Genomic DNA, 23,309 nt, shown 5'->3' on the forward strand with positions numbered 1-23,309 from the left:
GCGGTCTCATCTGCCTGGTATGAAGACGTCCCAAGCCGGGTCGTCCCATCAGAAGGAGTATTTTGACGATGGAACAGCACACGCGCTTCATGTCTCGTCTGGCACTCGCCGCCGGCCTCATCGCGGTACCGCTGGCAAGCGGCACGGCCCTCGCGCAGACCGCGACCACTCACCCCGTCACGCCGCAGGCAATGGGCCGTTCGATGCCCGCCGCCAACGTGTCACGCACCACCCTTGCCAAAGCCGGTAAGGCGATGCGGCAGGTCATGGCAATCAATCAATCCTACGGCGCCAAAATGAGTGCGACGACCGATCCCGCGGCAAAAGCGCAGATCATCGCAGCCGCCAAGCAGAAGGCCGTGGCAGCCATCAGCGCGCAGGGTCTCACGGTCAGCCAATACAATCAGGTGCTCGCCTCGGCGCAGAGCAACCCCGCCGTCCGCCAGCAGCTGCTCAGCACGGCGGGTGCGACCGCCAACAACTAAATCCGTGCTCAGTTGACCGGGTGGATCAGTACCGCCGTGCCATAAGCGGTCACCTCGTTCATCGCCTGGCCTTGCCCCGCGTCGAACTCGCTGGAATCGAACCGCATGCCCACCACGGCATTGGCGCCCAGCGAGGCGGCGTGGGCCTTCAGCGCCTCGATCGCCTCATCACGCGTCTGGTTGACCATTGCAATATAACCGCCCTGCGACCCGCCGAAAATCGCGCGAATGCCGCCAAGCATGTTGCCGATGATGGTGCGGCTGCGAATCGACGTGCCATAGACCGGTCCGATCACCCGGCTGATTTGCGCATGGGCAACCTCGTTGACGGTAACCACGAGAATATCGGGCATTGTCTGCACTCCCCCTGATTGGTTGCTTCACATAACATTGACCAACGCGCTCCGCATCGGCTTTATGAGGGGCAGCAATGGTCATGGATGTCAGCGCCCCGCACCGGTCGGAAGATCCCCCGCAATCCGAGGCTCTGCCGCGCGAAACCTTCACAATCACCCGCCCGCTCCGCCAAACCGCCCCCATCGTGATCGCATCGCCCCACTCGGGCAACCTCTATCCGCAGGCATTCCTCGCCGCCTCCCGCCTCGATGCGCGGTCGCTGCGCAAAAGCGAGGACAGTTTCGTCGATGAACTCTGCGCCGCCGCCCCCGGCCTCGGCGTCCCGCTGATCACCGCCGCGTTCCCCCGCGCCTATTGCGACGCCAACCGCGAACCCTGGGAACTCGACCCCGCCATGTTCGAGGACCGGCTGCCGGACTACGTCAATACCACGAGCCCCCGCGTCGCCGCCGGGCTCGGCACCATCGCCCGCGTCGTCGCCTCCGGCGAGCCGATCTACCGGCGCAAACTCACCTTCGCCGAAGCCTCATCACGCATCGCCACCTGTTGGCAACCCTACCACGACGCCATGAATACCCTGATGGCCGAAACCCGGGTGGCCTTCGGCGCCTGCCTCCTGCTCGACATCCACTCGATGCCGAAACCGTACGGCATCACACACGGCCACGGCCCCGATATCGTACTGGGCGATGCCCACGGCGCCGCCTGCGCCCGCCCCATCGTCACCCTCGTCGAACAGGCGCTGCGCACCGAAGGCTATATCGTGAAACGCAACGACCCCTACGCGGGCGGCTACGTCACCCGCCACTACGGCCGCCCCCGCGAACGCACCCACGTCCTGCAGATCGAAATCGCCAAACCACTCTACATGGACGAACGCACCATCACCCGCCACGAAAACTTCCCGAACGTCCAAGCCAGCCTCACCCGCGCCATCGCCGCCATCGCACAATCAGCCGCGAGCTTCGTGTGAGACCAAGGCTGGGGCGCTCTGAAGGAAGCAAGGCGAGGGGCTTTGCCCCCTCGACCCCCACTAAGGGCGGAGCCCTTAGAACCCGCTAGTTTTAGGCAAGGGGAGGGCGCTGCCTCGGACTTTCCGCTGATCTGGCCTGTGTCGCCCTCCCCTTGCCTAAAACGAATGGATTTTAAAGGCTCCGCCTTTAACGGGGTCCAGGGGCAGAGCCCCTGGCCTTACTTTCTTCACGAGCGTCCCAGCCCCGGTCTAACCCGGATCGACCGTGATCTGCGGTGGATTGCGGAGGGTTTGCAGCACGACGCAGTAGCGTTCTGTGGTTGCGATCAGTCGTGTGGTGGTGGCGGCATCGGCGTCGGTATCGAGGGCGAATCGGAGGGTGATGTCGGTGACGCCGACGGGTGCGGTGCGGTCGGTGCCCAGGGTGCCGCGGGCGTCCCAATGGCCTTCGGCGGTGACGGTGCCGTGATGGATGGTGATGCCCATGGCGGTCGCCACGGCGGCGAGGGTCACGCCGGCGCAGGCCACCACGGCGTCGAGCAGCATATCGCCCGAGCATGCCAGGCTGCCATCGCCGCCTGCGGCGGGGTGGAGTCCGGCCTTGATTGTGGCGTGTGCGGTTTCAATGATGCAGGCGAGTGCGGTCTGATCGATCCGCCCGGTGGCGCGCGCCGGAATCACGGCGGTTTCCGGGTGGTCGCGGTAGGCTTGTTTGATCGGCGCCTGCATGGCGCGCAGTTCAGTGGCGTTCATGGTGTTTCCCCTTGCGGCAGTCTGGTCAATCATGTTGCGGCGCACCATATCGCGGCGAACCAACTCAAGGAGAGTATCATGCCCCTGCTGCGAATCGATATGCTGGAGGGTCGCAGCGATGCGGAACTCGAAACCCTGCTGGATGCCGCCCATGGCGCGATGCTGGCGGCATTCGGGGTGCCGGCGCGCGATCGTTACCAGATCGTCCATGAGCACAAGCCCTCGCGCCTGATCGTCCAGGATACCGGCCTCGGCATTGCGCGCAGCGATCGCGTGGTCGTGTTTCAGGTCACCTCCCGTCCGCGCACGCGGGCGGAAAAGCAGGCGTTCTATACCGGGCTTTGTGCGGCGTTGCAGGAGCGTTGCGGTATCGCGCCCTCCGACGTGGTAATCGCGATCACCGAAAATGCCGATGAGGATTGGTCTTTCGGCAACGGCGAGGCGCAGTTCCTGACCGGCGCGCTGTAAACCGCTTCGTCGCGCTTACGGACCGCGATGGCATTCGAACCGTTCGCAACGGAGCTATCGCGTTACGCTGAGTTCGGTCCTATACTCGTCAGTGTCCCTGTCTGAGTTGACCGCAAACACCTGAAGGAAAGAGGACGGGGTGATCGAATCAGCTTCGGGTCTCAGCCGCCTTTTGATGCCGTAACATCAGGCTGACCCGATACGGCGCGGGCTCCCCACCCCCGCCGCCACAGGAGAACCAGCGGCCAATTATGGCTGCTGGTTCTCTTTCACGGCGCGAGGGTTTCGCGGGCTTTCGTCGCCAGCACGTCGACCCGTTCGTTCATCGTATCGCCGGCGTGGCCGCGTACCCACACCCATTCGATGCTGTGCGGTTTCGCCGCCGCCAGCACGCGTTGCCATAATTCGTAATTGGCGACCGGATCGCCCTTGGCGTTGCGCCAGTTGCGCCGCACCCAGCCGGAATGCCAGCGGGTGATGCCATTGCGGAGATATTCGCTGTCGGTGTGCAGGCGTACCTTGCAGGGACGTTTCAACGATTCGAGCGCAGCGGCGGCGGCGGTCAGTTCCATCCGGTTGTTGGTGGTCGCGGCTTCACCGCCGGACAATTCCCGCTCATGATCGCCGAATCGCAGCACCGCGGCCCAGCCGCCGGCGCCGGGGTTGGGTTTGCACCCGCCATCGGTCCAGATTTCGACCAGACGTTCGGTGTCAGAGTCCATAATCGGCGGCCGATCTGGTTTGGGTGTGAAAGCGCAGCCGGCGGTAGTAGGGCATCGGGTCCTTGCGGGTCACCAACGCGCCGTCCGGTGTGTTGATCCAGTCATACAGTCGCGTCAGCAGAAACCGCATGGCCGCCCCCGCGCTCAATACCGGCAGCGCCGCGCCTTCCTCGGCGCCAAGCGGCCGCACGCTCTGATAGCCGCGCAGCAGGGCCTGTGATTTGGTGATGTTGAAACTCAGATCGGCCTCAAAGCACCAGGCATTCAGGCAGACCGCGATATCGTAGGCAAAAAAATCGGTCGCCGCGAAATAAAAATCGATCAGGCCGGAGATGGCGCCATCCAGGAAGAACACGTTGTCTGGAAACAGATCGGCGTGGATCTGCCCGCGCGGCAGGCCCTGCGGCCAGTGATCCAGAATATAATCGAGTGAAGCCGCTAACGCGCCCCCCAACCCGGGCTCGACGCCGTCTGCGCTGTCGCCGCAGCGTTCGAGCAGCGGCCGCCAGCCGGTCGGGCCCAGCGCATTGACCCGTTCGGCCTGGTAATCCGCCCCCGCGATGTGCAACCGCGCCAGGGCCGCGCCGAGCGGTGCGCAATGCGCGGCGGTTGGCCGGCGTGGCCAGATGCCGGGCAGAAACGTGGTGATCGCGGCGATTCGCCCGGCAAGCGGATTGAGGTTGCGGCCATCGCGTGCGCGTACCGGCAGCGGGCAGGGCAGGGATTTCGCGGCGAGATGCTCCATCAAGCCCAGAAACCACGGCAGTTCCGCCGGATCGACCCGCTTTTCATAGAGCGTCAGGATAAAATCGCCGGTGGTGGTGCGCAGCGAGTAATTGCTGTTCTCGACCCCCTCGGCGATCCCGCGAAACGCGACGACGCGGCCGATGTCATAGGCTTCAAGGAACCCCGCCAACGCATCATCGGTCACTTCGGTATAGACTGCCATGGGGGGTGGAGATGACCGATCGGCGATTTGATGGCAAGGGAGGCGGGACCACTCTTCAGGAGACGCTCGTGACCAGATCCGCCCATCGCCTCGTTCGGCTCGCCCCGATCCTGCTCGCGACCCTGTCCGTCTCAGCCTGCACCGGCAGCAAGGCGCCGGACCTCTATTGCCCGCAGGTCGCGGTCCTCCAGCAGGCCAGCCGCGTCATCCTGGCCAACGGCAACAGCAACGATATCGCAGCACAGACGCTCGATGCGCGGATCACCGGGGTCGCCGGCACATGCCACGAAGCCGGCAAACACATGGAAACCGTGAACTTCCGCATCGGCTTCGCCGCCACCAATGGCCCGGCCTCGCGCCTCGCGCAGCAGACACTGCCCTATTTCATCGCCATCGTGCAGGGCGATGACATCATCAACAAGCGGGTGTTTCCGGTCAGCTTCGACTTCAAGAACGGCGCCGATCAGGCGATTGCCACCACCACCCCGATCACTTTGAAATTCCCGCGCGCGCCGCGCAGCGCCCATCAGCAGGTGCTGGTCGGGTTCCAGATGAGCCAGGCGGAACTCGACCGCACCGGCGAACCGGCCGCCGCGCCATGAGCGAGACGGCCGATCGACCGATCGAGGTAATGCCCTTTCACGCGGGCATGGACTATTTCGATTGTCTCAGCCGCTTGCATGATGTGCTGGCGCCCGCGCGCTATCTCGAAATCGGCGTCTGGCGCGGTGAGTCGCTCGAACGATCGCGCGCCGCCAGCATAGCGATCGATCCGCATTTCCTGATCGATCGCAATATCATGGAGGGCAAACCGTCCTGCCATCTGTTCCAGACCGGCAGCGACACGTTTTTCGCAACCGAAGACCCGATCACGACGCTCGGCGGCCCGATCGACCTCGCCTTCCTCGATGGCATGCATCATTTCGAATTCCTGCTGCGCGACTTCGCCAATACCGAGCGCGCCTGCCATCCCGGCAGCGCGATCGTGCTGCACGACTGCCTGCCGATCGACCCGCGTATCGCCCATCGCGATCAATCGGAAGATCTCCGGGTCGATGCCGTGGTGCCCGGCTGGTGGGCCGGCGATGTCTGGAAAGTGCCGGTCCTGCTCAAGCGCTTCCGCCCGGACCTTACCATGATCGCCTTCGATGCGCCGCCGACCGGGCTGATCGTGATCACCGGGCTCGACCCCGCCAACCGCCGCCTCAACGAACAGTACCAGACCATGGTCGATGCGATGATGGCGGTCGATCTCGTAGGCTACGGTACCGCGCGCCTGTTCGAGCTGCTCGCGCCGCATCCGACCAGGCTGCTTGACGACCCGGCCGCACTGCGCGCCGCGCTGTTTCCCGGTGCGCGCCGATGAGCGGCGCCGCCCTGATCACCGGCGGTGCCAGGCGCATCGGTGCCGCCATCACCGGCGCCATCGCGCGCGCGGGCACACCCGTGGTAATTCATTACCGCAACGCGGCCGATGAAGCCGAGGCGCTGGCCCGCACCATGACCGATGCCGGGGGCACCGCCTACACGATCGGCGCCGATCTGGCGGATGAAGCGGCGGTCGCCAGCCTGATCGCGCGGGCGGAAGCGCTCGCCGGGCCCATCGATGTGCTGGTCAACAACGCCTCGCATTTCATCTTCGATCAGGCCGCCACCGTGACAGCACACTCGATTGCGGCGCATATCGCCCCCAACCTCACCGCGCCGGTGATCCTCGCCCGCGATCTGGCCGCACGCATCGGCGAGCGGCGCGGGGTCATCATCAATATCCTCGACCAGAAACTGACCAATCTGAACCCGGATTTCTTCGCCTACACGCTTTCGAAAGCCGCCCTCGCAACCGCGACCGAAATGCTGGCAATGGCGCTGGCGCCGCGCATCCGCGTCTGCGGCGTCTCGCCGGGCTTGACCATGATCGGCGCCAGACAAAGCCCGGAGAATTTCGCGCGCGGCCAGCAGGCGACACCGCTGCAATACGGCTCGGCCCCGGAGGATATCGCTCGCGCGGTGATGTTCATCCTCGAAACACCGTCGATCACCGGCACGACGTTGCTGGTCGATGCCGGCGAGCATCTGATGCGAAGGCAGCGCGATGTCTCGTTCAACGCGGCCTGATCCGGCCCCGTGGTCAGCGCCGCGCCACGCTCCTGATCAGCCGCGCGAGCGGCAGCACCATGCGGATCGCGCGCGGCCCGTCTGGCCAGTGCAGGCTGGCCGCCACCGCCGGCAGCCGTGCCGCTTCGGTGCTCAGAGCCGCAATCTCTGCCGCGCAAGCGGCCAATCGCGCCGCCTGATCCGCGATAATGCCGCGCTGACCTTCGAGCTGACGGTGCTGCGCTTCGATAATCTCGGCCTGTTCGCCGAGCTTGCTTACCTGTGTCGCGATCGCCCGGTCACGCGCCAGAATCGCCTCGTCGCGCGCCGCGAGCGCCTGTTCCAGCCCGGCAATCCTGACCTGCCGATCCACCACCATGCGCCGCAGCAGCTGCTCCAGCCCGGCAGGCCTGACATCCGTCTCTTCCATAGCAACAGTCTACACGGTTGTGGATTTTGATGAAACCACAACTTCTGATCGATGCGCGTTGTCTGCAACGACCGGATTTTGCCCGGCGCGGCATAGGTATGCATCTCGCAACCATGCTCGCCGCATCGCCGACGGCGGCTTTCGCCATCACCTTGCTGTTCGACCCCGCCCTGCCGCCGCCCGACCCCGATCTTGCGGTGCTCGGTGAGGCCGTGACGATGACCGCCTACGCCGCCAGCCGCACGCCGGGTGTCTTTCTGCAGCCCGCGCCGTTCTCCCTGCCGCCGGGCCGCACCGCCCGCCTGCTGCAAACCCGGTCTCGCCGGCGCATCGCCGTCGTGCTCGATTTCATCCCGCTTGATGATCCCGCCACCTATCTCACCACGCCGCAATCCCGCCGCGCCTACGCCGCCCAGTGCGCCGCCCTGCGCCGTTACGATCATTTTCTGCCGATTTCGCAAACGACCGCGCGTCGCCTCCACCACCTCGTCCCCGCCAGCGTCGGCCATAGCGATGTCACCGGCGTCGCGATCCGCCCCGGGCTGATCCGCGCCAGCCCCGCCCCGCCGTTCACCGACCGCGCCGGCATTCTGGTGGTCAGCGGCGATGATCCCCGCAAAAACCCGACAATCGCCGTCCGCGCCGCGCTGGGTGTGCCGATCCGCTTCGTCGGCATCCACGATCCAGGCACGCGCGCCGGCCTGGCCACGCTGCACGCGGCCGCCGGCGGCAAACCGGACGATCTGATCTTTCTGCCGCAGCTGACCGATGCCGAACTGGCCGCGGCCTACGCCGCCGCCCGCCTGGTCATCGCACCCTCCCGCGCGGAAGGTTTCTCGCTGCCGGTGATCGAGGCGATCGCCCAGGGCACGCCGGTGATCGCAGCCGACGAACCCGCGCAGGCCGAATTGCTCGACCCGTCGTTCCGTTTCCCGGCCGACGATGCCGGAGCCCTGCGCGAAAAGGCGGCAGGCCCGCTCGCCGACCCCGCGCGCTGGCACGCTGCGCAAGCACGCCAGACCGGCATCGTCGATGCGTTTACCCCGCCGGCCGTCGCCGCGCGCTTCTGGGCGCCGATCGAGGCGCTCGCGAACGCCGCACGCCCATCCCCCGCCATCGTGACCCATGCGCTGCCCCGCATCGCGTTCCTGTCACCGCTGCCGCCCACCACCTCGGGCTGCGCCGACCACAGCGCCAGCCTGCTTGCCGCGCTCCGCCCGCTCGCCACCGTCACGGCTTTCAGCGACACGCGCCAACCCGGCCTGCCGCCCGGCATTGCCTTCGGCGGTGTGGCCGACGTCACGATCATGCGATCCGCCCGGTTCGATGCGATCATCACCGTACTCGGCAATTCGCAGTTTCACGCGACCGAGATCGGGCTGCTGCTCGATTACGGCGCCGCCGCCATTCTGCACGATGCGAGGCTGATCGGCCTCTACTGCGGCACACTCGGCATCGCCCGCGCGCTCGGCGTCGCCGCGGCCGAAATCGGCGCCGATGTCAGCCTCGCCGATCTCGAAGCCTGGGAGCGTGCCGAAGCCACCATGCCGGTGCGGTGCCTGGGCGAGGTCGCCTCCGCCGCCACGCCGCTGATCGTGCACGCGCGGGCCACGGCCGATTTCATCACCGCCCGCCACGGCATCGCGGCACAGTTTCTGCCTTTCGCACCCTACCGCGTGCCCGATCCGGCGAGCCTCAGCCCGGCCGCGCGCATCGCCGCCCGCGCGCGCCTCGGCATCGAACCTCATCATACGCTGATCGCGAGTTTCGGCCATGTCCATGCCGGCAAGGACCCGGCGGTGACGATCGCGGCATTCGGCCGGTTGGCACCCACCCGCGCCTGCCGTTTCGCCATGGTCGGTGGCGGCAACCCGGCGCTGATCGCGGATCTGCGCGCCACCGCAACCGCCCTCGGCATCGCGCCCGACACGCTCGATCTCGATGCCGCGCAGGTACCCGAATCGCGCTACCGCGATTATCTCGCCGCCGCCGATGTCGCGGTCCAGCTCCGCCGCGCCCCGCCCGGCAGCATTTCGGGCGCGGTGGCCGATGTGATTGCCGCCGGTCTGCCCTGCGTCGCCGCCGCGACACTGGTCGCCGCGCTGGAACCGCCTCCCTATGTGACCGCAATTGGCGATGACGCAGCACCGGCCACGATCGCCGCCGCCATCGCCGCAGCACTCGATCAGGGGCGCGCGCATATCCCCGCCCTGCGCGCCGAATTCATGGCGCAGCGGAGCATGGCCCGCTATGCCCAGTCGGTGCTCGATGCCGTCCTGGGGTAACGTCAAGCAGGCCCTGGTTTTTTTGAAAAAAAAGCAGCAAAAAAACGTCACTGCCATAGATCCTATGCCCGCGAAACCACGCCCCACACACATAAATAAAAGTTTTTTGCTGCTTTTTTTCAAAAAAGCAGTGCTTGCCTTCCCTTACTTGGCCTCCAGGATCCCCCGCTTGTCTCACGCGGACTCTCGTCCTATTTCCATTGCCATGACCGAAGAAAATCCACCCCAAACCCCATCATCCGAAACCGATCCCGGTATTGTGGCATCGGACAACGAAGCGCCGGACATCGAGTCGCCCGAGGCGCGCATCGCCGCACTCGAAGCCGAGGTCGCCGATTATCGCGACAAATGGATCCGCGCGCAGGCCGATATGGAAAATCTGCGCGCCCGCACGCGGCGCGACGTCGATGACGCACGGCAGTACGCGGTGCAGAAATTCGCGGCCGATGTCGCCGAGACCGCGGAAAACCTGCGCCGTGGCCTCGACACGCTGCCGCCGCCCGCGCCCGACGAGTCGCCTTTGCTGACCAAGATGCGCGATGGCTTCGCCGGCGTTGAGCGCAGCTTCGTTGCAATGCTGGAGCGCAACGGCGTCAAGGCCGAAGAGCCGGTCGGCAGCGCGTTCGATGCCAACCGCCATCAGGCCATGTCCGAGCAGGAAACCACCGATGCTCCGCCCGGCACCGTCATTCAGGCCTGGAGCCGGACGTGGATGCTGAATGGCCGGCTGTTGAAGCCCGCCATGGTCGTGGTGGCGAAGGCCCCGGTCGCGCAGCCGCCGCTGTCGCAACCGCTCGATATCGAGGCTTAAGCCCGCGTTAACCATCGCGAGATAAATTAAGCGGACTGACATCGAAAACCCTTGTGCCCTGGGGTTCGGTTCAATACATGAAGGGTGTGAAACAAAAGGGATGCGCCCGATGCTTCGGGTCCGGCACATCCGCTGCAAAGGAGAAGTTTCTATGAGCAAGGTCATCGGTATCGACCTCGGAACCACCAATTCGTGCGTCGCGGTCATGGAGGGCAAGGATGTCCGCGTGATCGAGAACGCTGAGGGCGCGCGCACCACGCCGTCGATGGTCGCATTCGCCGAAAACGGCGAGCGGCTGATCGGCCAGTCCGCCAAGCGCCAGGCGGTCACCAACCCGACCAACACGCTCTACGCGGTCAAGCGCTTGATCGGTCGCCGCTACGACGACCCGACCGTCACGAAGGACAAGGATCTGGTGCCCTACGGCATCGTGCGCGGCGACAATGGGGATGCCTGGGTCGAGGCGCGCGGTCAGCGTTACGCGCCGAGCCAGGTGTCGTCCTACATCCTGACCAAAATGAAAGAGACCGCCGAAGCCTATCTCGGCGAAACCGTGACCGAGGCGGTCATCACCGTCCCAGCCTACTTCAACGACGCGCAACGTCAGGCGACCAAGGACGCCGGCAAGATCGCCGGTCTCGACGTGCTGCGCATCATCAACGAGCCCACCGCCGCGGCCCTGGCCTACGGCATGGATAAAAAACAAGCCGGCACCGTTGCGGTGTACGATCTCGGCGGCGGCACGTTCGACGTTTCCGTGCTCGAGCTGGGCGACGGCGTGTTTGAAGTGAAATCCACCAATGGTGACACCTTCCTCGGCGGTGAGGATTTCGACCAGCGCGTGATCGACTATCTGGCCGCCGAGTTCCAGCGCGAGCAGGGCATCGACCTGCGCAAGGACAAGCTCGCCCTCCAGCGCCTGAAGGAAGCCGCCGAAAAGGCCAAGATCGAGCTGTCCTCCTCGAAGGAAACCGAGATCAACCTGCCCTTCATCACCGCGGACGCCTCCGGGCCGAAGCATCTCGTGATGAAACTGACCCGTGCCAAGCTGGAATCGCTGGTCGACGATCTGATCGAGCGCACGCTCGGCCCGTGCCGCGCGGCGTTGAAGGACGCGGGTGTCACCGCCGGCGAAATCGACGAGGTCATCCTGGTCGGCGGCATGACGCGCATGCCGAAGGTGATCGAAGCGGTCAAGAATTTCTTCGGCAAAGACCCCGCCCGCAACGTCAACCCCGATGAAGTCGTCGCGATCGGCGCCGGCATCCAGGGCGCCGTGCTCAAGGGCGACGTCAAGGACGTGCTGCTGCTCGATGTCACGCCGTTGTCACTCGGCATCGAAACCCTCGGTGGCGTCTTTACCCGTCTGATCGACCGCAACACCACGATCCCGACCAAGAAGAGTCAGACGTTCTCGACCGCGGACGACAACCAGACCGCCGTGACCATCAAGGTCTTCCAGGGCGAGCGTGAAATGGCGGCGGACAACAAGATCCTCGGCCAGTTCGACTTGATGGGCCTGCCGCCCGCACCGCGCGGGGTGCCTCAGATCGAGGTGACCTTCGATATCGACGCCAACGGCATCGTGTCGGTCTCCGCCAAGGACAAGGCGACCGGCAAGGAGCAGCAGATCCGCATCCAGGCCTCTGGTGGTCTGTCGGATGCCGATATCGAAAAAATGGTAAAGGACGCCGAAGCCAACGCCGCGACCGACAAGGCCCGGCGCGAGCTGGTCGATGCCCGTAACCAGGCCGACAGCCTGGTGCATCAGACCGAAAAGACCTTGAAGGACAACGAAGGCAAGGTGTCCGCGCAGGACAAGGGCGAGGCCGAAGCCGCCATCGCGGCGGCGCGCACCGCACTCGAAGGCAGCGACCTCGAGGCGATCAAGGCAGCGACCGACCGTTTGACCCAGGTCGCGATGCGGATCGGCGAGGCGATGTACAAGGCCCAGGCCGAAGCGGCCCAGGCGGCGGGCGCCGCGGGTGCCGCGCCAGGTGCCGAGGCACCGGGCAGCAAGCCCGGCGACAAGGTGGTCGATGCCGAGTTCGAAGATGTCGACGACAAAAAGAAGTCCGCGTGATCGCGCGACGCGCATAGACTGAAGGCCCGGTCCCGGACCAGCGATGGTCCGGGACCGTTCGTGTTCAAACAGGTCGTCGTTCGATCGAATTTCGGGGTTGAGCCGCTATCATGGCCAAGACGGATTATTATGAGCTTCTCGGTGCGCAGCGTGGCGCGTCCGCCGATGAGCTGAAGAAATGCTATCGAAAACTCGCAATGCAATATCACCCGGACCGCAACCCGGGCGACAAGGCGGCTGAGCAGAAATTCAAGGACATCAACGAAGCATACGATGTTCTCAAGGATGAACAAAAGCGCGCCGCCTATGACCGGTTCGGTCACGCCGCCTTCGAAAACGGCGGCGGTGGCGGCGGCGGATTCGGGGGCGCCGGCTTCGGATTCGAGGGCGGCATCGGCGATATTTTCGAACAGATGTTCGGTGAAGCAATGGGCGGGCGGCGCGGCGGTGGCCGCTCCGAGCGCGCCGGCGCGGATGTCAGGGCCGGCGTCGAGATCGACCTGACCCAGGCTTTCGCCGGCACCAAGGTCGATGTCCGGGTTCCCACCCGCGTCGCCTGCGATGCCTGCAACGGGACCGGTTCGGCCGATAAGCAGGCGAGCGCCGATAATTGCCCCACCTGCGGCGGCGCCGGTCGTGTGCGCGCGCAGCAAGGGTTCTTCGTGGTCGAACGCACCTGTCCCACCTGCGGCGGTGCCGGCCGCACCATTCGTAACCCCTGCCGCATCTGCGCCGGTGCCGGCACCGTGCCGCGTGAGCGCAACCTGTCGGTCGCCATTCCGGCCGGCGTCGAGGATGGCACGCGCATTCGCCTGTCCGGTGAAGGCGAGGCGGGCGGCAAGGGCGCGCCAGCGGGCGATCTCTATGTCCATGTCGCGATCCGCGTCCACCCGATTTTCCAGCGTGACGGCGCGAACGTGTTCTGCCGCGTGCCCCTGCGAATGAGCCAGGCAGCACTCGGCGGCGAAATCGAAGTCCCCGCGATCGATGGCACCCGGGCCCGCGTCAAAATCCCCGCAGGAACCCAGACCGGCGATCAATTCCGCCTGCGCGGCAAGGGGTTTTCGGTGCTGCGCAGCACCCAGCGCGGCGACATGTATATTCAGGTCGCGGTCGAAACGCCGCAGAACCTGACCAAGCGCCAGCGTGAACTGCTCGAGGAATTCGAACGCGAATCTGGCGGCAGCGCATCGGGCAGCCCGGAGCACGAAGGGTTTTTCGCCAAGGTCAAGGAGTTCTTCGAGGGGCTGTGACCGGAACCGGTTCGGATCATTAAAATAATAGAGTGTAACAACCCGTTGATTGCGGTCGATCAAGTCGTAATTGAAACCCGTTCGACAAACACGCTCAGGACGCCAGATATGAAACCCATTCTTGCAGTTTCCGTGGCCGCCGTCGCCATGATCGGCCTCGCCGGTTGCACCGTCGCCCCGCCGACCGCGCCAACCGTGGTCGCCATGCCCGGACCCGGCGTGACGTTCAATGTGTTCCAGCAGGACGACAATTACTGCCGCTACTATGCGAGCCAGCGCAGCCAGGCGGGCGGCACTGCCGCCGCCGCCAGCCAGAGTTCGACCAATACGGCGGTCGGCGGCACGCTGCTCGGTGCCGCGGCCGGCGCGCTGCTCGGCGCTGCCGGCGGCAATGCCGGTGTCGGTGCGGCGATCGGTGCGGGCTCGGGCCTGCTGCTTGGCAGCGCGGCCGGTGGCGGCAACGCCCAGGGCGCCGCAGACTCCATCCAGGCGCAGTATAACGTGGCCTACGCCCAGTGTATGGTCGGCCATGGCAACAAGATGGAAGGCTATGCGGGCGGTTCGGGATCCTCTTACGGCTACGGCGCACCCGGCTATGCGCCTCCCGGCTATTACCCGGCACCGGGTTACTGACCCGGCACCCGGCTCCGGGCCGGGTATCGGCGTCGCTGACCATGGAATGACGCGGCGGCGGCCGGACCAGGACGGCTGGTTCATCCCGCTGCCGGTGTCCCTGCTGTTTCATCTGGCTGTCATTCTGTTGCTGCTCTATGCGGTGCACCGGCAGAAACTGATTGCCCCGTCGCCCCAATCGAGCATCGCCGTGGTGTTTCGTAACACCGGCCTGCCGCACAGTGCCGCCCACAACGCCGCCCCCAAAGCCGTCGTCAAAGCCCCACCCAGCATGACGACGCTGCTGCCCCCGCCACCGCCCGAGGCCGCGCCACCCACCGCGCAAACCGAGGTCAACCTCAGTTCCCCCAATCCGGTGCCCTTCACGTTGCCGAAGGAAATCGTCCCCGCGCGCCCGCCCAAACATGCGGCGGTCGCCCATCACGCACCGCCCGCGCCGCGGCAGCATTTTATGGTGCTGAACGGTATGTCGTTCGGTAAACACCCCACCACCATCCTCAATCATGCCCCCGGCGCGCTCAACCTCGCACCACCTCAGTCGGACGATGCGCGCAACGCGCCCGCGATCACCTTCCGCGGCAACGCCGGGCCGGATTGGGAAAGCGCGTTCAACAGATGGGTGAACGAGCACAAATACTACCCGCAATCCGCTGCCGACCAGGGCGAGTCCGGCAGTGTGACGGTGGGCTTCACCGTCCTGCCGAACGGCAAGGTGATCGATCTGCATCTGATCAAGCGATCCGGCGCGCCATTGCTCGACATGGCGTGGTACGGCCTGTTCCGGGGTGTGAAAGTCCCGCCGTTTCCCCCGGGCTCGACCGCCAAGCGGGAAGAGGTGATCGCGACGATCCATTATATCCTGATCCACTGATCCCCATGCTCATCATTGTGAAACCGGCTCACGCGAATGCGAATGGACAGAAAAGCGTCCTGCGCGAAATCTGATGTCGTTGGTCAACCTCATATCGAAAGGAAAACACCATGCTTGCGGTAAAATCCTGGCTGATTGCAACAGCGCTCGCCGTATGCCCCGCGATCGCATCGGCGGCCACCACAACCGCACCGGCGACGCCGGTCATCATCCCCACCGTGCTGGTGCCGGTGCCCGTGGCCCTGCCGGTGATGCCGTCCGCCTTCATCGAACAGATGGCCATGATGCAGCGCCAGATGCTCGCCAGCCTCACGGCCCTGGAAAATCTGCCGGAAATGGCGGCGTTCCCTGCGGGCGGCGATGGCTTGACGCAGGTCTCGATGGTGTCGTCCACCGCGTCCTCGGGCGGACCCGTCAGCGTGTGCAGTGAACAGATGCAGTTCGAGCCGGCCCCCAACGGCCAGACGCGCGTCATCATCCATCGCAGCGGCAACGGCTGCGGCCCGATGCCCGCCGCCGTGCCGGCCGGAATCGGCCAGCGGCCGATCGCCCGGCCAGAGCCCCAGGCTGCGCCGCACCTTCCGCCGGGCGCCTTGCCACCGCCTGCGACCCTGACCTACGCGCGTTATCCCATCCCGCCACGTACCGCCCGGCCGGCCCAGCAGGGTTGAGCCGGCGGACGCCTTCGCGGGCAGCGCACCAGAAATGCGCCGTAACCCTTGCCGGAAGCGGCCGCTGCCGATAGTAGGGATCGCCAAGGTTCGCAAACCGATAAGGATGCACCATGGCTCCCTCCGATCTGAATGTTTTATCCAGCGGCAACGGCCGCATCGTCGAGGCTTATGCATTTGACGATGTATTGCTCGTGCCCGGCTATTCCGAAGTCCTGCCGGCCGCGGTCAGTACCGAAACCCGGCTGACCCGCACGATTCGCCTGAATATCCCGCTGATCTCGGCAGCGATGGACACGGTGACCGAAGGTGCCATGGCGATCGCCATGGCCCAACAGGGCGGCATCGGCGTCGTTCATAAAAACCTCAGCATCGAGGACCAGGCCGCCGCGGTTCGCCAGGTGAAGAAATTCGAGAGCGGCATGGTGGTCAACCCGCTGACCATTCATCCCGACCAGACTCTTGCCGAGGCGCAGGCGCTGATGGCGCAATATCGCATCTCGGGGGTGCCGGTGGTCGAGCGCGACACCAACCGCCTCGTCGGTATTCTGACCCATCGCGATGTCCGCTTCGCGACCGACCCTTCCTCGCGCGTCTACGAGCTCATGACGCGGGAAAACCTGGTCACCGCCCCGGCCGATGTCGCACCCGAAATGGCCCGTCATCTGCTCCACAAGCACCGGATCGAAAAACTTTTGGTGGTCGATGAGTCCTATCGTTGCGTCGGCCTGATCACCGTCAAGGATATGGACAAGGCCGAGGCGCATCCGCTCGCCAACAAGGACGAATTCGGCCGCCTGCGTGTCGCTGCCGCCACCGGTGTCGGTGACGACGGCGCCGCCCGCGCCACCGCCCTGATGGCCGCCGGCGTCGATGTCATCGTGGTCGATACCGCGCATGGCCATTCCGAAGGCGTGCTGCGGGCGGTCAATCTGATCAAGGAGCGGTCCAACGCGGTGCAGGTGATCGCCGGCAATGTCGCCACACCGCAAGCTGCCGCCGCACTGATCAAGGCGGGTGCCGATGCCATCAAGATCGGCATCGGCCCCGGCAGCATCTGCACCACCCGCGTGGTCGCCGGTGTCGGCGTGCCGCAGTTCTCGGCCGTGATGGAAACCTCCGCTGCCTGCCGCGAGGCCGGTGTGCCCGCGATCGCCGATGGCGGCGTCCGCACCTCGGGCGACATGGTCAAGGCGCTCGCGGCCGGTGCCGACTGCGTCATGGTCGGCTCGCTGCTGGCCGGTACCGATGAAGCACCCGGCGAAGTGTTTCTCTATCAGGGCCGCTCCTATAAATCCTACCGCGGCATGGGCAGTCTGGGAGCCATGGCGCGCGGCTCCGCCGATCGGTATTTCCAGCAGGACATCAAGGACACGTTGAAACTGGTCCCCGAAGGCATCGAGGGTCGGGTGGGCTACAAGGGCCCGATGGCCGCCGTGGTTCACCAGCTGGTCGGCGGCCTGCGCGCCGGCATGGGCTATACCGGCTGCGCCACGGTGGCTGAATTGCAGACCAAGGCGACATTCCGCCGCATCACCGGGGCGGGGCTGCGCGAGAGCCATGTCCATGATGTGGCGATTACGCGGGAGGCGCCGAATTATCGGCAGGATTGAGATTGTGGTAGGACAACAAGAAGACATCTTGTTTTTAAAAAAAAGAAACGGTTCCTTCCTCCCCACCCAAAGGACCCCAGCTTGACCCCCGCCGGACGCCTGCAAGCCGCGATTGAACTGCTCGAGGCGATAGAAACGGATCGTCGCCCGGCCGATGCGGTTGCCAATGAATTTCTTCGTACCCGCCGCTTCATTGGTGGAGGTGACCGGCGCGATATCAGCGAGACCGTCTGGGGCGTGCTGCGGGCACGCCGTCGTCTTGGCTGGTGGATCGAGCGGGTTGGTGCTGTGCCGACACCGCGGCTGATGGTGCTGGCGCTGATGGTGCTCGGGGGCATCACGGTGCACCGCGCCGCCGCCGAATTCGGCGGCTCGCGATTCGCACCGCCGGCGCTCGATGATGATGAACGCCGGGCCTTGGAAAAACTCGACAAGCACACGCTCGATCATCCCAATATGAGCGACGGCATTCGCCTTGAAATGCCGGATTTCGTGGTCCCGCTACTGCGGGCGCGGTTCGGTGAGCGGCTTGAGGCGGAATCCGATGCGCTGATGCAGCCGGCTCCGCTCGATATGCGGGTCAATTTGTTGAAAACCACCCGCGAGGACGCCATCGGTCTGCTCGCCAAGGCCAGACTCAAGGCCGAACCGACCAGGCTCAGCCCGTGGGGGCTCCGTCTTGCGGCGCGCCAGAGCGTGACGACGGCGGCACCGTTTCGGGATGGTCTGGTCGAAATCCAGGATGAGGGAAGTCAGCTGGTCGCCCTGCTCGCGGATGCGAGGCCGGGGATGCGCGTTGCGGATTATTGCGCGGGTGCCGGCGGCAAGACGCTTGCGCTCGCGATGACCATGGAAAACAAGGGTCATATCGTCGCGTGCGATGTTTCCGCCCCCCGGCTCGATGGCGCGATCAAGCGCCTGCGCCGCGCCGGGGTGCATAATGCCGAGCGCCATCTGCTTGAGCCGGGTGATAAATGGACCAAGCGCCAAGCCGGGAAATTCGATGTGGTTCTGGTCGATGCCCCCTGCACCGGCACCGGCACGTGGCGCCGAAACCCCGATGCGCGGCTGCGTCTGACCGAAACCGATCTGGTGGAGCTGACGGCGAAACAGGCAAAAATCCTCGATGAGGCGCAGCGTCTGGTCAAACCCGGCGGGGCGCTTATTTACGCGACATGTTCGATGCTCGCCGCCGAAAATGAGGATCAGATCACCGCGTTTCGGCAGCGCCAGCCGGGTTTTCGGGTGATGCCGGTGGGCGGGACGTTTCCGGAGTATCTGCGCGGGGATTATCTGCGGCTGTCACCGGCGCGGGACGGTACCGATGGATTTTTTGCCTGCCGGATGGAGCGTTCCGCCGCGGCTGCGGCATGATCACGATCAGGCGGGCGCGGCCGGCGGATTCGGCCGGTATCGGGGCGGTTCATGTCGCGAGCTGGCGGAGTACCTATGCCGGTGTGCTGCCCGAGCCGGTGCTGACCGGCCTGTCGGCGCCGCGCCAGGCGGGTTATTATGATCGGGTGATTCGCAGCGGCGGAGTGGTGCATGTTGCCGTCGCGTCGGGCTCGGATGCCGGGCCGGATGGCAGCGTGCGGGTGGTTGGATTTGTCACGGCCCGGCGGCGGCGCGCGGCTCTGGCGGATGGCGAGGTCGAGACGTTGTATGTGCTCGATGATTTTCGCGAGCGTGGGCTGGGGCGGCAGTTGATGCGCACGGCTGCGGCGCATCTGGCCGCGAAATCGTGCACTTCGTTGTTCGTCTGGGTGCTTTCGGACAATCCGGCGCGGTGGTTTTATGCCAGGATGGGTGGGAAACACGCCGCCGATGGGATGATCGATGTTGGCGGCACGCGGGTTGCCCAGACCGCGTACCGGTGGGAGCCGATCGACGCGCTGGTGGATTGACGGGCGGGCCGAGATCAGACCGCGCATAGTTCATTTTGAACTTGCAATAAATTGGTCGTGGTCAGGCGGCGGCGGCGAGGCTTGATTTTTGCCGGTTCCAGTCCGGGATGGTGACGGGGTCCGGCGGCGGGGCGATTTGTATCGTGCCGGTTGGTTGGGGGTGCTCGATGGGGACAGGCCTGGCCTCGGCTGCGGGTTTGGGGATGGCGAGGATGGCGGGGCGTTCGAGGCCGAGGGCTTCGAAGAGGGGGCGGAGGATGCGGCCGATGGCGGGGTTGGTTTCGATCAGCTGAGCCATGGTGGGGTCGGCGAGCAGATCGCGGAGTTGCTGGGCGGGGTAGGTGACGGCGGCGGGTATGTCGTGGGTGCCGGGGAAGACGCGGGGGAGCCAGCCGAAGCCTGCAGGCAGGGATGGGCGTTCGGTGCGGCTGGGTTTGGCTGGGGTGGGGCGCTTGCGGCCTGGGGTGGGGCCGCGCAGGACGGCGCGGGCGAAGCGGGCGGCGATGCCGGTGAGGCGCTGCCAGATGGCGATGATTTTGGTCCCCGGCAGGTGCTGTGCGTGGCCCTGCCGGACGGCGATTTCGGCGAGCATCGCCATGATGAGGGCGAAGCGGTCGAGGAGTGAGATCGTCAGCGGGGTTGGTTTGGTGCGCACCCCAGGAGATAAGCACGGCGGGCGGGGGGTGAGAAAGCGCTTTTTCCGGCTGAAGTCGGTGCAGCGCTGGCTGACCGATGGTGCACCGATGCCTGCCGCCTACCGTGCGCTGTCAGACCAATGTAAAATCCTAGGTCACATCCTGTTTTATGACTTTGGCGGGTTGGCCTGCGACCAAGGTGCAGGGTGGAACTTTGTTTGTAACGATCGCTCCAAGTGCGACGATCGAACCCGCTCCGATGTGGGCTCCTTTCAGGATCTTCGCCTGATATGCGACCCAGACGTTGTCATCCACCACGATGTCCCGGGCCGGATTGAGGCGTCTGCGGCTGGTTCTGTCGAGAATCGAGTGCATGTCACTGGTCATGAACAGGGTATCGCTGGCGATCAGGCAGTTCGAGCCGATGACAATCCGCGATGGCTCATGGAGGTAGAGGCGGGTGTGCCATGTGAAATTCGTTTCCGCACCGATGATGATCGAGCCGTTTGCATTCGCGAGCACTTCCAAGGCGGCGAGGCTGCAAGCTGGCCCGATCTCCAAAGTACACGCGTCCCCCATAGTTATCGTCGCCCCGCTGAAGGTACAGTTCTCACCGATCTGCACGGCTATGTTTGACCCTTTCAGCGTGAGCAGCAGATCGCCCGATTGTTCGACCGAGGGGTGTATCTGCACGGCGTTATTGGACCCCTCGTCGACGATTGTGATTGTCATTCGGTTGGGCCGGCCAAGAGGTCAGCGATGACGACCGGTTCAGGTGCGTAGATCGGCGCGGATTCAGCGACACGTTTCAATCCTTCGATCGCGGCTGCCGGGTTTGCGAAATCCACCTCCTGCAATTGCCAGGGCGCGTAGTCCCACCAGCGGATAAAAAGCAGTTGCGCGGCGATGATGGGATCGTGGCGCATGCGGATGATGCGGGCTGGGTTGCCGCCGACGATCGCGTAGGGCGGCACATTCTTGGTGACGACGGCCATGGCGGCGACAACCGCGCCGTCTCCGATCGTGACTCCCGGCATGACCATGGCTCCGTGGCCGATATAGACGTCGTTGCCGATCGAGATTGGTTTGAACTGGGTGGAGACGGCGTTCTGCCAGTCTGGTGCGCCGTAAGCGTGATAAAGTGGCGCAGATGAGAACCCCTCGCCGACTTCGAATATCTTTTCTCTTAAATAGAAGAAGGGGCTGGTGCTGACCCAGGTCAAAGGGTGGCTCGCGCGACCCATCTGAACATTTTCGCCAATCGACGTATAGCGGCCAATAGTGACGCCTGAATAAAATCCGCTGACGGCGTAGCTGAACGCTCCAATGCGAACACCATCCTCGATATTCATCCATTTGATGCTGCAAGGGGGTTCAAAGACAGTTTGATCGGATAGTCCCGTTTCATCTCCCTGAAACGCTTCGACACCCTTGTGTCGCAAAATATCGCGCAATCTGGGCGTCATTTGGATCAGCAAATCTGTTCTCCATTGATTGGACGGCCTTGGTCGCCTGTCCTTTGGTGGTCGGGCGTATTATGTTCCAGGCGGGCGGTGCAGTCCGTCGCTGCGTGCACGCCTTGTCTGAAGCGCTTACGCCGTCCAAAACTTTTGCTTCCATACGCTTTAATAAGAGGGCATTCCGGAATCAAGTTGGAGCTTGTTGCGCAAATTTGGACGACCCCGCCCGGTTTGTTCTCTTCGCGATATGTGACGCTTTGCCAAAGATGCCAAGGGGACGGCGAACTGCCGCGGGCATCGTGTCGGGTGAGGTTACATTATGGAAGCGAACTCAGACGCATCGATTGGTGGATCGCCTCTAAACGTGCTTCCGCCGCGCCAGCGGCGGTGCGGGTGGAAAGCGTAAACGTGAAAACGTGCCAACGTTATCCCAACTAAAGTCGTCAACAGCCGAAGATGGCCAGTGCCGGCGTTCTCCACTGAAGCGCGGTGTACCGCAGATATAGGTTCGGCACGTTGACCGACACTACAGCCTATTCGTCCATGTGAGGTCCTGCGGCCTCCTGCCTCGACCGGCCAAAAATTGGGGGCGCATACGAAATGGACTTCAACGGATCTTGGAATTGCTCCCAAAACTGGACCTGACGCGCGATTGAAGGTAAGAAGAACAAGAGGCTACGCAACGTTCTTGTTGAAAGAAAATATTGAGTGGATCAGATTACGTATGAGTCCCGTTATCTCGAGCAAGTGCAAAATCTTCAGGAGTATTCACTAAGAATTTCTTCGACATTCTATGCGGATAGTTTATCGATTACACTTGATTCAAATAAATTTGGCGTCAAATCGAAAGACTTTGAGCGCATATCCACGAGTGACGATTATGATATTGATGGGTTCGAAATTCTGCAGCCCGTATTTTACACAATAAAAGATTGTCATATTCATACGTGCTATGGAATTTTAACTATAGATAAATATGTAATACTTGAGTCTACGTCACACTTCCCTAATTATTATTATGAAGGCCGAATTTTTGTCGATGAACATTCTAAACGATGGATATTAGAAAATAAATCGCCCGACTATATGATTGACTATGCGATTTCATGTCATCACGGAATAAATTTAAATTATTATCATTGGTTAATCCTTTTTTTGCCAAAACTGCATCCGAAGATGATTGATACAGTTCTAGAACAAAGCCATGGAAAAATGCCGACGATAATTTTTCCACCACTCACTGATAGTTTTCATATTGAATCTGTCGAAGCTATTACAAAAATACTTGCCATGCCTTATGTGGTACCTGACTTATGCGATCATATTTCTGTAAATACTCTAATTTATCCGATCCCGGAACGTTCTATTGGTTTGACGCCGCATCCTCTCGTTCGCGAGATGCTGCTTTTGTTAAGGCATGAGCTTTTAGACCCTTCTTACGACCATTTTGAAAAAATATTTATATCCAGACGGGACACAAAAAATAGAATAATTAGTAATGAACATGATATTGCGACAGCGCTGGAATCTCGTGGTTTCCAAGTTGTTACCCTTACTTCAATGTCTTTACGTGAACAGATTACTATATTTTCGAATGCAAGATTTGTTGTTGGCCAACACGGCGCAGGATTGACGAATATTGGATTTTGTAATGAAGGAACTAAGATTCTCGAATTACACAATCCCTCTTATCAAAATTGGTGCTACAGACGTCTATCTGCAATATCGAATTTAGACTATGGATTTATTTTTGGTATTGAAAGTCCAGCGGAAACATCCACGCACACCAGTAATTTGGTTATGACCATCGATATTGAATTGCTGCTTGCTACTATCGACGAGATGGAATCATCTTAAAG

At 63.3% G+C, this 23,309-nt stretch carries 25 protein-coding genes; 17 read left to right on the forward strand and 8 right to left on the reverse strand.

Annotation, left to right across the window (positions count from 1 at the left end; all coding sequences use genetic code 11):
• The first annotated feature begins 68 nt into the window (after window positions 1-68).
• Window positions 69-485 carry a DUF4168 domain-containing protein gene (locus tag AruPA_RS03775; RefSeq protein ID WP_265635205.1) on the forward strand — a complete coding sequence of 139 codons (417 nt, stop codon included), beginning with the start codon at window positions 69-71 and terminating at the stop codon, window positions 483-485.
• A gap of 8 nt (window positions 486-493) precedes the next feature.
• Here AruPA_RS03775 and AruPA_RS03780 read toward each other — a convergent pair whose 3' ends face one another.
• Window positions 494-838 carry a YbjQ family protein gene (locus AruPA_RS03780; RefSeq protein WP_265635207.1) on the reverse strand — a complete coding sequence of 115 codons (345 nt, stop codon included), beginning with the start codon at window positions 836-838 and terminating at the stop codon, window positions 494-496.
• Window positions 839-921: 83 nt separating this feature from the next.
• Between AruPA_RS03780 and AruPA_RS03785 the strand changes: the two genes are divergently transcribed.
• Window positions 922-1,815: an N-formylglutamate amidohydrolase gene (locus AruPA_RS03785; protein ID WP_265635209.1), complete on the forward strand. Its 894-nt coding sequence runs from the start codon at window positions 922-924 to the stop codon at window positions 1,813-1,815.
• 249 nt (window positions 1,816-2,064) lie between these two features.
• On the opposite strand, the gene AruPA_RS03790 is transcribed toward AruPA_RS03785, so the two are convergent.
• Window positions 2,065-2,568, reverse strand: coding sequence for an OsmC family protein (locus AruPA_RS03790; RefSeq protein WP_265635210.1), 504 nt, complete (start codon window positions 2,566-2,568; stop codon window positions 2,065-2,067).
• Between the two features lie 78 nt (window positions 2,569-2,646).
• On the opposite strand from AruPA_RS03790, the gene AruPA_RS03795 reads away from it, so the two are divergent.
• The gene (locus AruPA_RS03795) at window positions 2,647-3,036 is read left to right on the forward strand and encodes a tautomerase family protein (protein WP_265635212.1); all 390 of its coding nucleotides are present in this window, start codon (window positions 2,647-2,649) and stop codon (window positions 3,034-3,036) included.
• A 269-nt stretch (window positions 3,037-3,305) separates the two neighbouring features.
• Here the strand turns inward: AruPA_RS03795 and rnhA are convergent, their stop codons facing one another.
• Together rnhA and AruPA_RS03805 are read right to left on the reverse strand one after the other, a co-directional pair.
• On the reverse strand, window positions 3,306-3,758 hold the full coding sequence (gene rnhA / locus AruPA_RS03800) for a ribonuclease HI (RefSeq protein ID WP_265635213.1): 453 nt from the start codon (window positions 3,756-3,758) through the stop codon (window positions 3,306-3,308).
• Complete coding sequence (locus tag AruPA_RS03805) at window positions 3,748-4,707, reverse strand: homoserine kinase (RefSeq protein ID WP_265635214.1); 960 nt, start codon at window positions 4,705-4,707, stop codon at window positions 3,748-3,750. The genes rnhA and AruPA_RS03805 overlap by 11 nt, the downstream gene beginning before the upstream one ends.
• A 68-nt stretch (window positions 4,708-4,775) precedes the next feature.
• Here AruPA_RS03805 and AruPA_RS03810 point away from each other — a divergent pair, with 68 nt between their 5' ends.
• From AruPA_RS03810 to AruPA_RS03820, 3 genes are read left to right on the forward strand one after another with little or no spacing between them, the layout of a single operon-like run.
• Complete coding sequence (locus AruPA_RS03810; protein WP_265635215.1) at window positions 4,776-5,309, forward strand: hypothetical protein; 534 nt, start codon at window positions 4,776-4,778, stop codon at window positions 5,307-5,309.
• Window positions 5,306-6,073, forward strand: a complete 768-nt coding sequence (locus AruPA_RS03815; protein ID WP_265635216.1) for a class I SAM-dependent methyltransferase — start codon at window positions 5,306-5,308, stop codon at window positions 6,071-6,073. The genes AruPA_RS03810 and AruPA_RS03815 overlap by 4 nt, the downstream gene beginning before the upstream one ends.
• A complete protein-coding gene (locus tag AruPA_RS03820) occupies window positions 6,070-6,822 on the forward strand; it encodes an SDR family oxidoreductase (RefSeq protein ID WP_265635217.1) in 753 nt (250 codons plus the stop codon). The genes AruPA_RS03815 and AruPA_RS03820 overlap by 4 nt, the downstream gene beginning before the upstream one ends.
• Before the next feature lie 13 nt (window positions 6,823-6,835).
• Here the strand turns inward: AruPA_RS03820 and AruPA_RS03825 are convergent, their stop codons facing one another.
• Complete coding sequence (locus AruPA_RS03825; RefSeq protein WP_265635219.1) at window positions 6,836-7,231, reverse strand: hypothetical protein; 396 nt, start codon at window positions 7,229-7,231, stop codon at window positions 6,836-6,838.
• Between the two features lie 29 nt (window positions 7,232-7,260).
• Here AruPA_RS03825 and AruPA_RS03830 point away from each other — a divergent pair, with 29 nt between their 5' ends.
• The 10 genes from AruPA_RS03830 (at window position 7,261) to AruPA_RS03875 (ending at window position 19,355) form a co-directional block, all read left to right on the forward strand.
• On the forward strand, window positions 7,261-9,516 hold the full coding sequence (locus AruPA_RS03830; RefSeq protein WP_265635221.1) for a glycosyltransferase: 2,256 nt from the start codon (window positions 7,261-7,263) through the stop codon (window positions 9,514-9,516).
• A 205-nt stretch (window positions 9,517-9,721) separates the two neighbouring features.
• Window positions 9,722-10,327, forward strand: a complete 606-nt coding sequence (locus AruPA_RS03835) for a nucleotide exchange factor GrpE (RefSeq protein ID WP_265635756.1) — start codon at window positions 9,722-9,724, stop codon at window positions 10,325-10,327.
• A gap of 151 nt (window positions 10,328-10,478) precedes the next feature.
• Complete coding sequence (gene dnaK, locus AruPA_RS03840) at window positions 10,479-12,410, forward strand: molecular chaperone DnaK (protein ID WP_265635223.1); 1,932 nt, start codon at window positions 10,479-10,481, stop codon at window positions 12,408-12,410.
• A 107-nt stretch (window positions 12,411-12,517) separates the two neighbouring features.
• The gene (gene dnaJ / locus AruPA_RS03845) at window positions 12,518-13,663 is read left to right on the forward strand and encodes a molecular chaperone DnaJ (protein ID WP_265635757.1); all 1,146 of its coding nucleotides are present in this window, start codon (window positions 12,518-12,520) and stop codon (window positions 13,661-13,663) included.
• A 108-nt stretch (window positions 13,664-13,771) separates the two neighbouring features.
• Window positions 13,772-14,296 (forward strand): glycine zipper family protein, encoded by a 525-nt coding sequence (locus AruPA_RS03850; RefSeq protein ID WP_265635224.1) that lies wholly within the window; start codon window positions 13,772-13,774, stop codon window positions 14,294-14,296.
• Window positions 14,259-15,167, forward strand: coding sequence for an energy transducer TonB (locus AruPA_RS03855; RefSeq protein ID WP_265635225.1), 909 nt, complete (start codon window positions 14,259-14,261; stop codon window positions 15,165-15,167). Before AruPA_RS03850 ends, AruPA_RS03855 begins: the two co-directional genes overlap by 38 nt.
• Before the next feature lie 110 nt (window positions 15,168-15,277).
• A complete protein-coding gene (locus AruPA_RS03860; RefSeq protein ID WP_265635227.1) occupies window positions 15,278-15,838 on the forward strand; it encodes a hypothetical protein in 561 nt (186 codons plus the stop codon).
• Between the two features lie 113 nt (window positions 15,839-15,951).
• On the forward strand, window positions 15,952-17,451 hold the full coding sequence (guaB, locus tag AruPA_RS03865; RefSeq protein WP_265635229.1) for an IMP dehydrogenase: 1,500 nt from the start codon (window positions 15,952-15,954) through the stop codon (window positions 17,449-17,451).
• 81 nt (window positions 17,452-17,532) lie between these two features.
• A complete protein-coding gene (locus tag AruPA_RS03870; protein ID WP_265635230.1) occupies window positions 17,533-18,825 on the forward strand; it encodes an RsmB/NOP family class I SAM-dependent RNA methyltransferase in 1,293 nt (430 codons plus the stop codon).
• The gene (locus AruPA_RS03875) at window positions 18,822-19,355 is read left to right on the forward strand and encodes a GNAT family N-acetyltransferase (protein WP_265635232.1); all 534 of its coding nucleotides are present in this window, start codon (window positions 18,822-18,824) and stop codon (window positions 19,353-19,355) included. Before AruPA_RS03870 ends, AruPA_RS03875 begins: the two co-directional genes overlap by 4 nt.
• Window positions 19,356-19,416: 61 nt before the next feature.
• Here the strand turns inward: AruPA_RS03875 and AruPA_RS03880 are convergent, their stop codons facing one another.
• The 3 genes from AruPA_RS03880 to AruPA_RS21690 all read right to left on the reverse strand — a co-directional run bounded on the left by AruPA_RS03880 (window position 19,417) and on the right by AruPA_RS21690 (window position 21,468).
• On the reverse strand, window positions 19,417-20,010 hold the full coding sequence (locus AruPA_RS03880) for a hypothetical protein (protein WP_265635234.1): 594 nt from the start codon (window positions 20,008-20,010) through the stop codon (window positions 19,417-19,419).
• 130 nt (window positions 20,011-20,140) lie between these two features.
• Window positions 20,141-20,722 (reverse strand): acyltransferase, encoded by a 582-nt coding sequence (locus tag AruPA_RS03885; RefSeq protein ID WP_265635235.1) that lies wholly within the window; start codon window positions 20,720-20,722, stop codon window positions 20,141-20,143.
• Window positions 20,719-21,468 carry a CatB-related O-acetyltransferase gene (locus AruPA_RS21690; RefSeq protein ID WP_322784381.1) on the reverse strand — a complete coding sequence of 250 codons (750 nt, stop codon included), beginning with the start codon at window positions 21,466-21,468 and terminating at the stop codon, window positions 20,719-20,721. Before AruPA_RS21690 ends, AruPA_RS03885 begins: the two co-directional genes overlap by 4 nt.
• Before the next feature lie 690 nt (window positions 21,469-22,158).
• Here AruPA_RS21690 and AruPA_RS03900 point away from each other — a divergent pair.
• The gene (locus AruPA_RS03900) at window positions 22,159-23,307 is read left to right on the forward strand and encodes a DUF563 domain-containing protein (protein ID WP_265635237.1); all 1,149 of its coding nucleotides are present in this window, start codon (window positions 22,159-22,161) and stop codon (window positions 23,305-23,307) included.
• Window positions 23,308-23,309 lie beyond the last annotated feature (2 nt).

It is taken from the genome of Acidiphilium sp. PA, assembly GCF_026191915.1.
Classification (GTDB): Bacteria; Pseudomonadota; Alphaproteobacteria; order Acetobacterales; family Acetobacteraceae; genus Acidiphilium.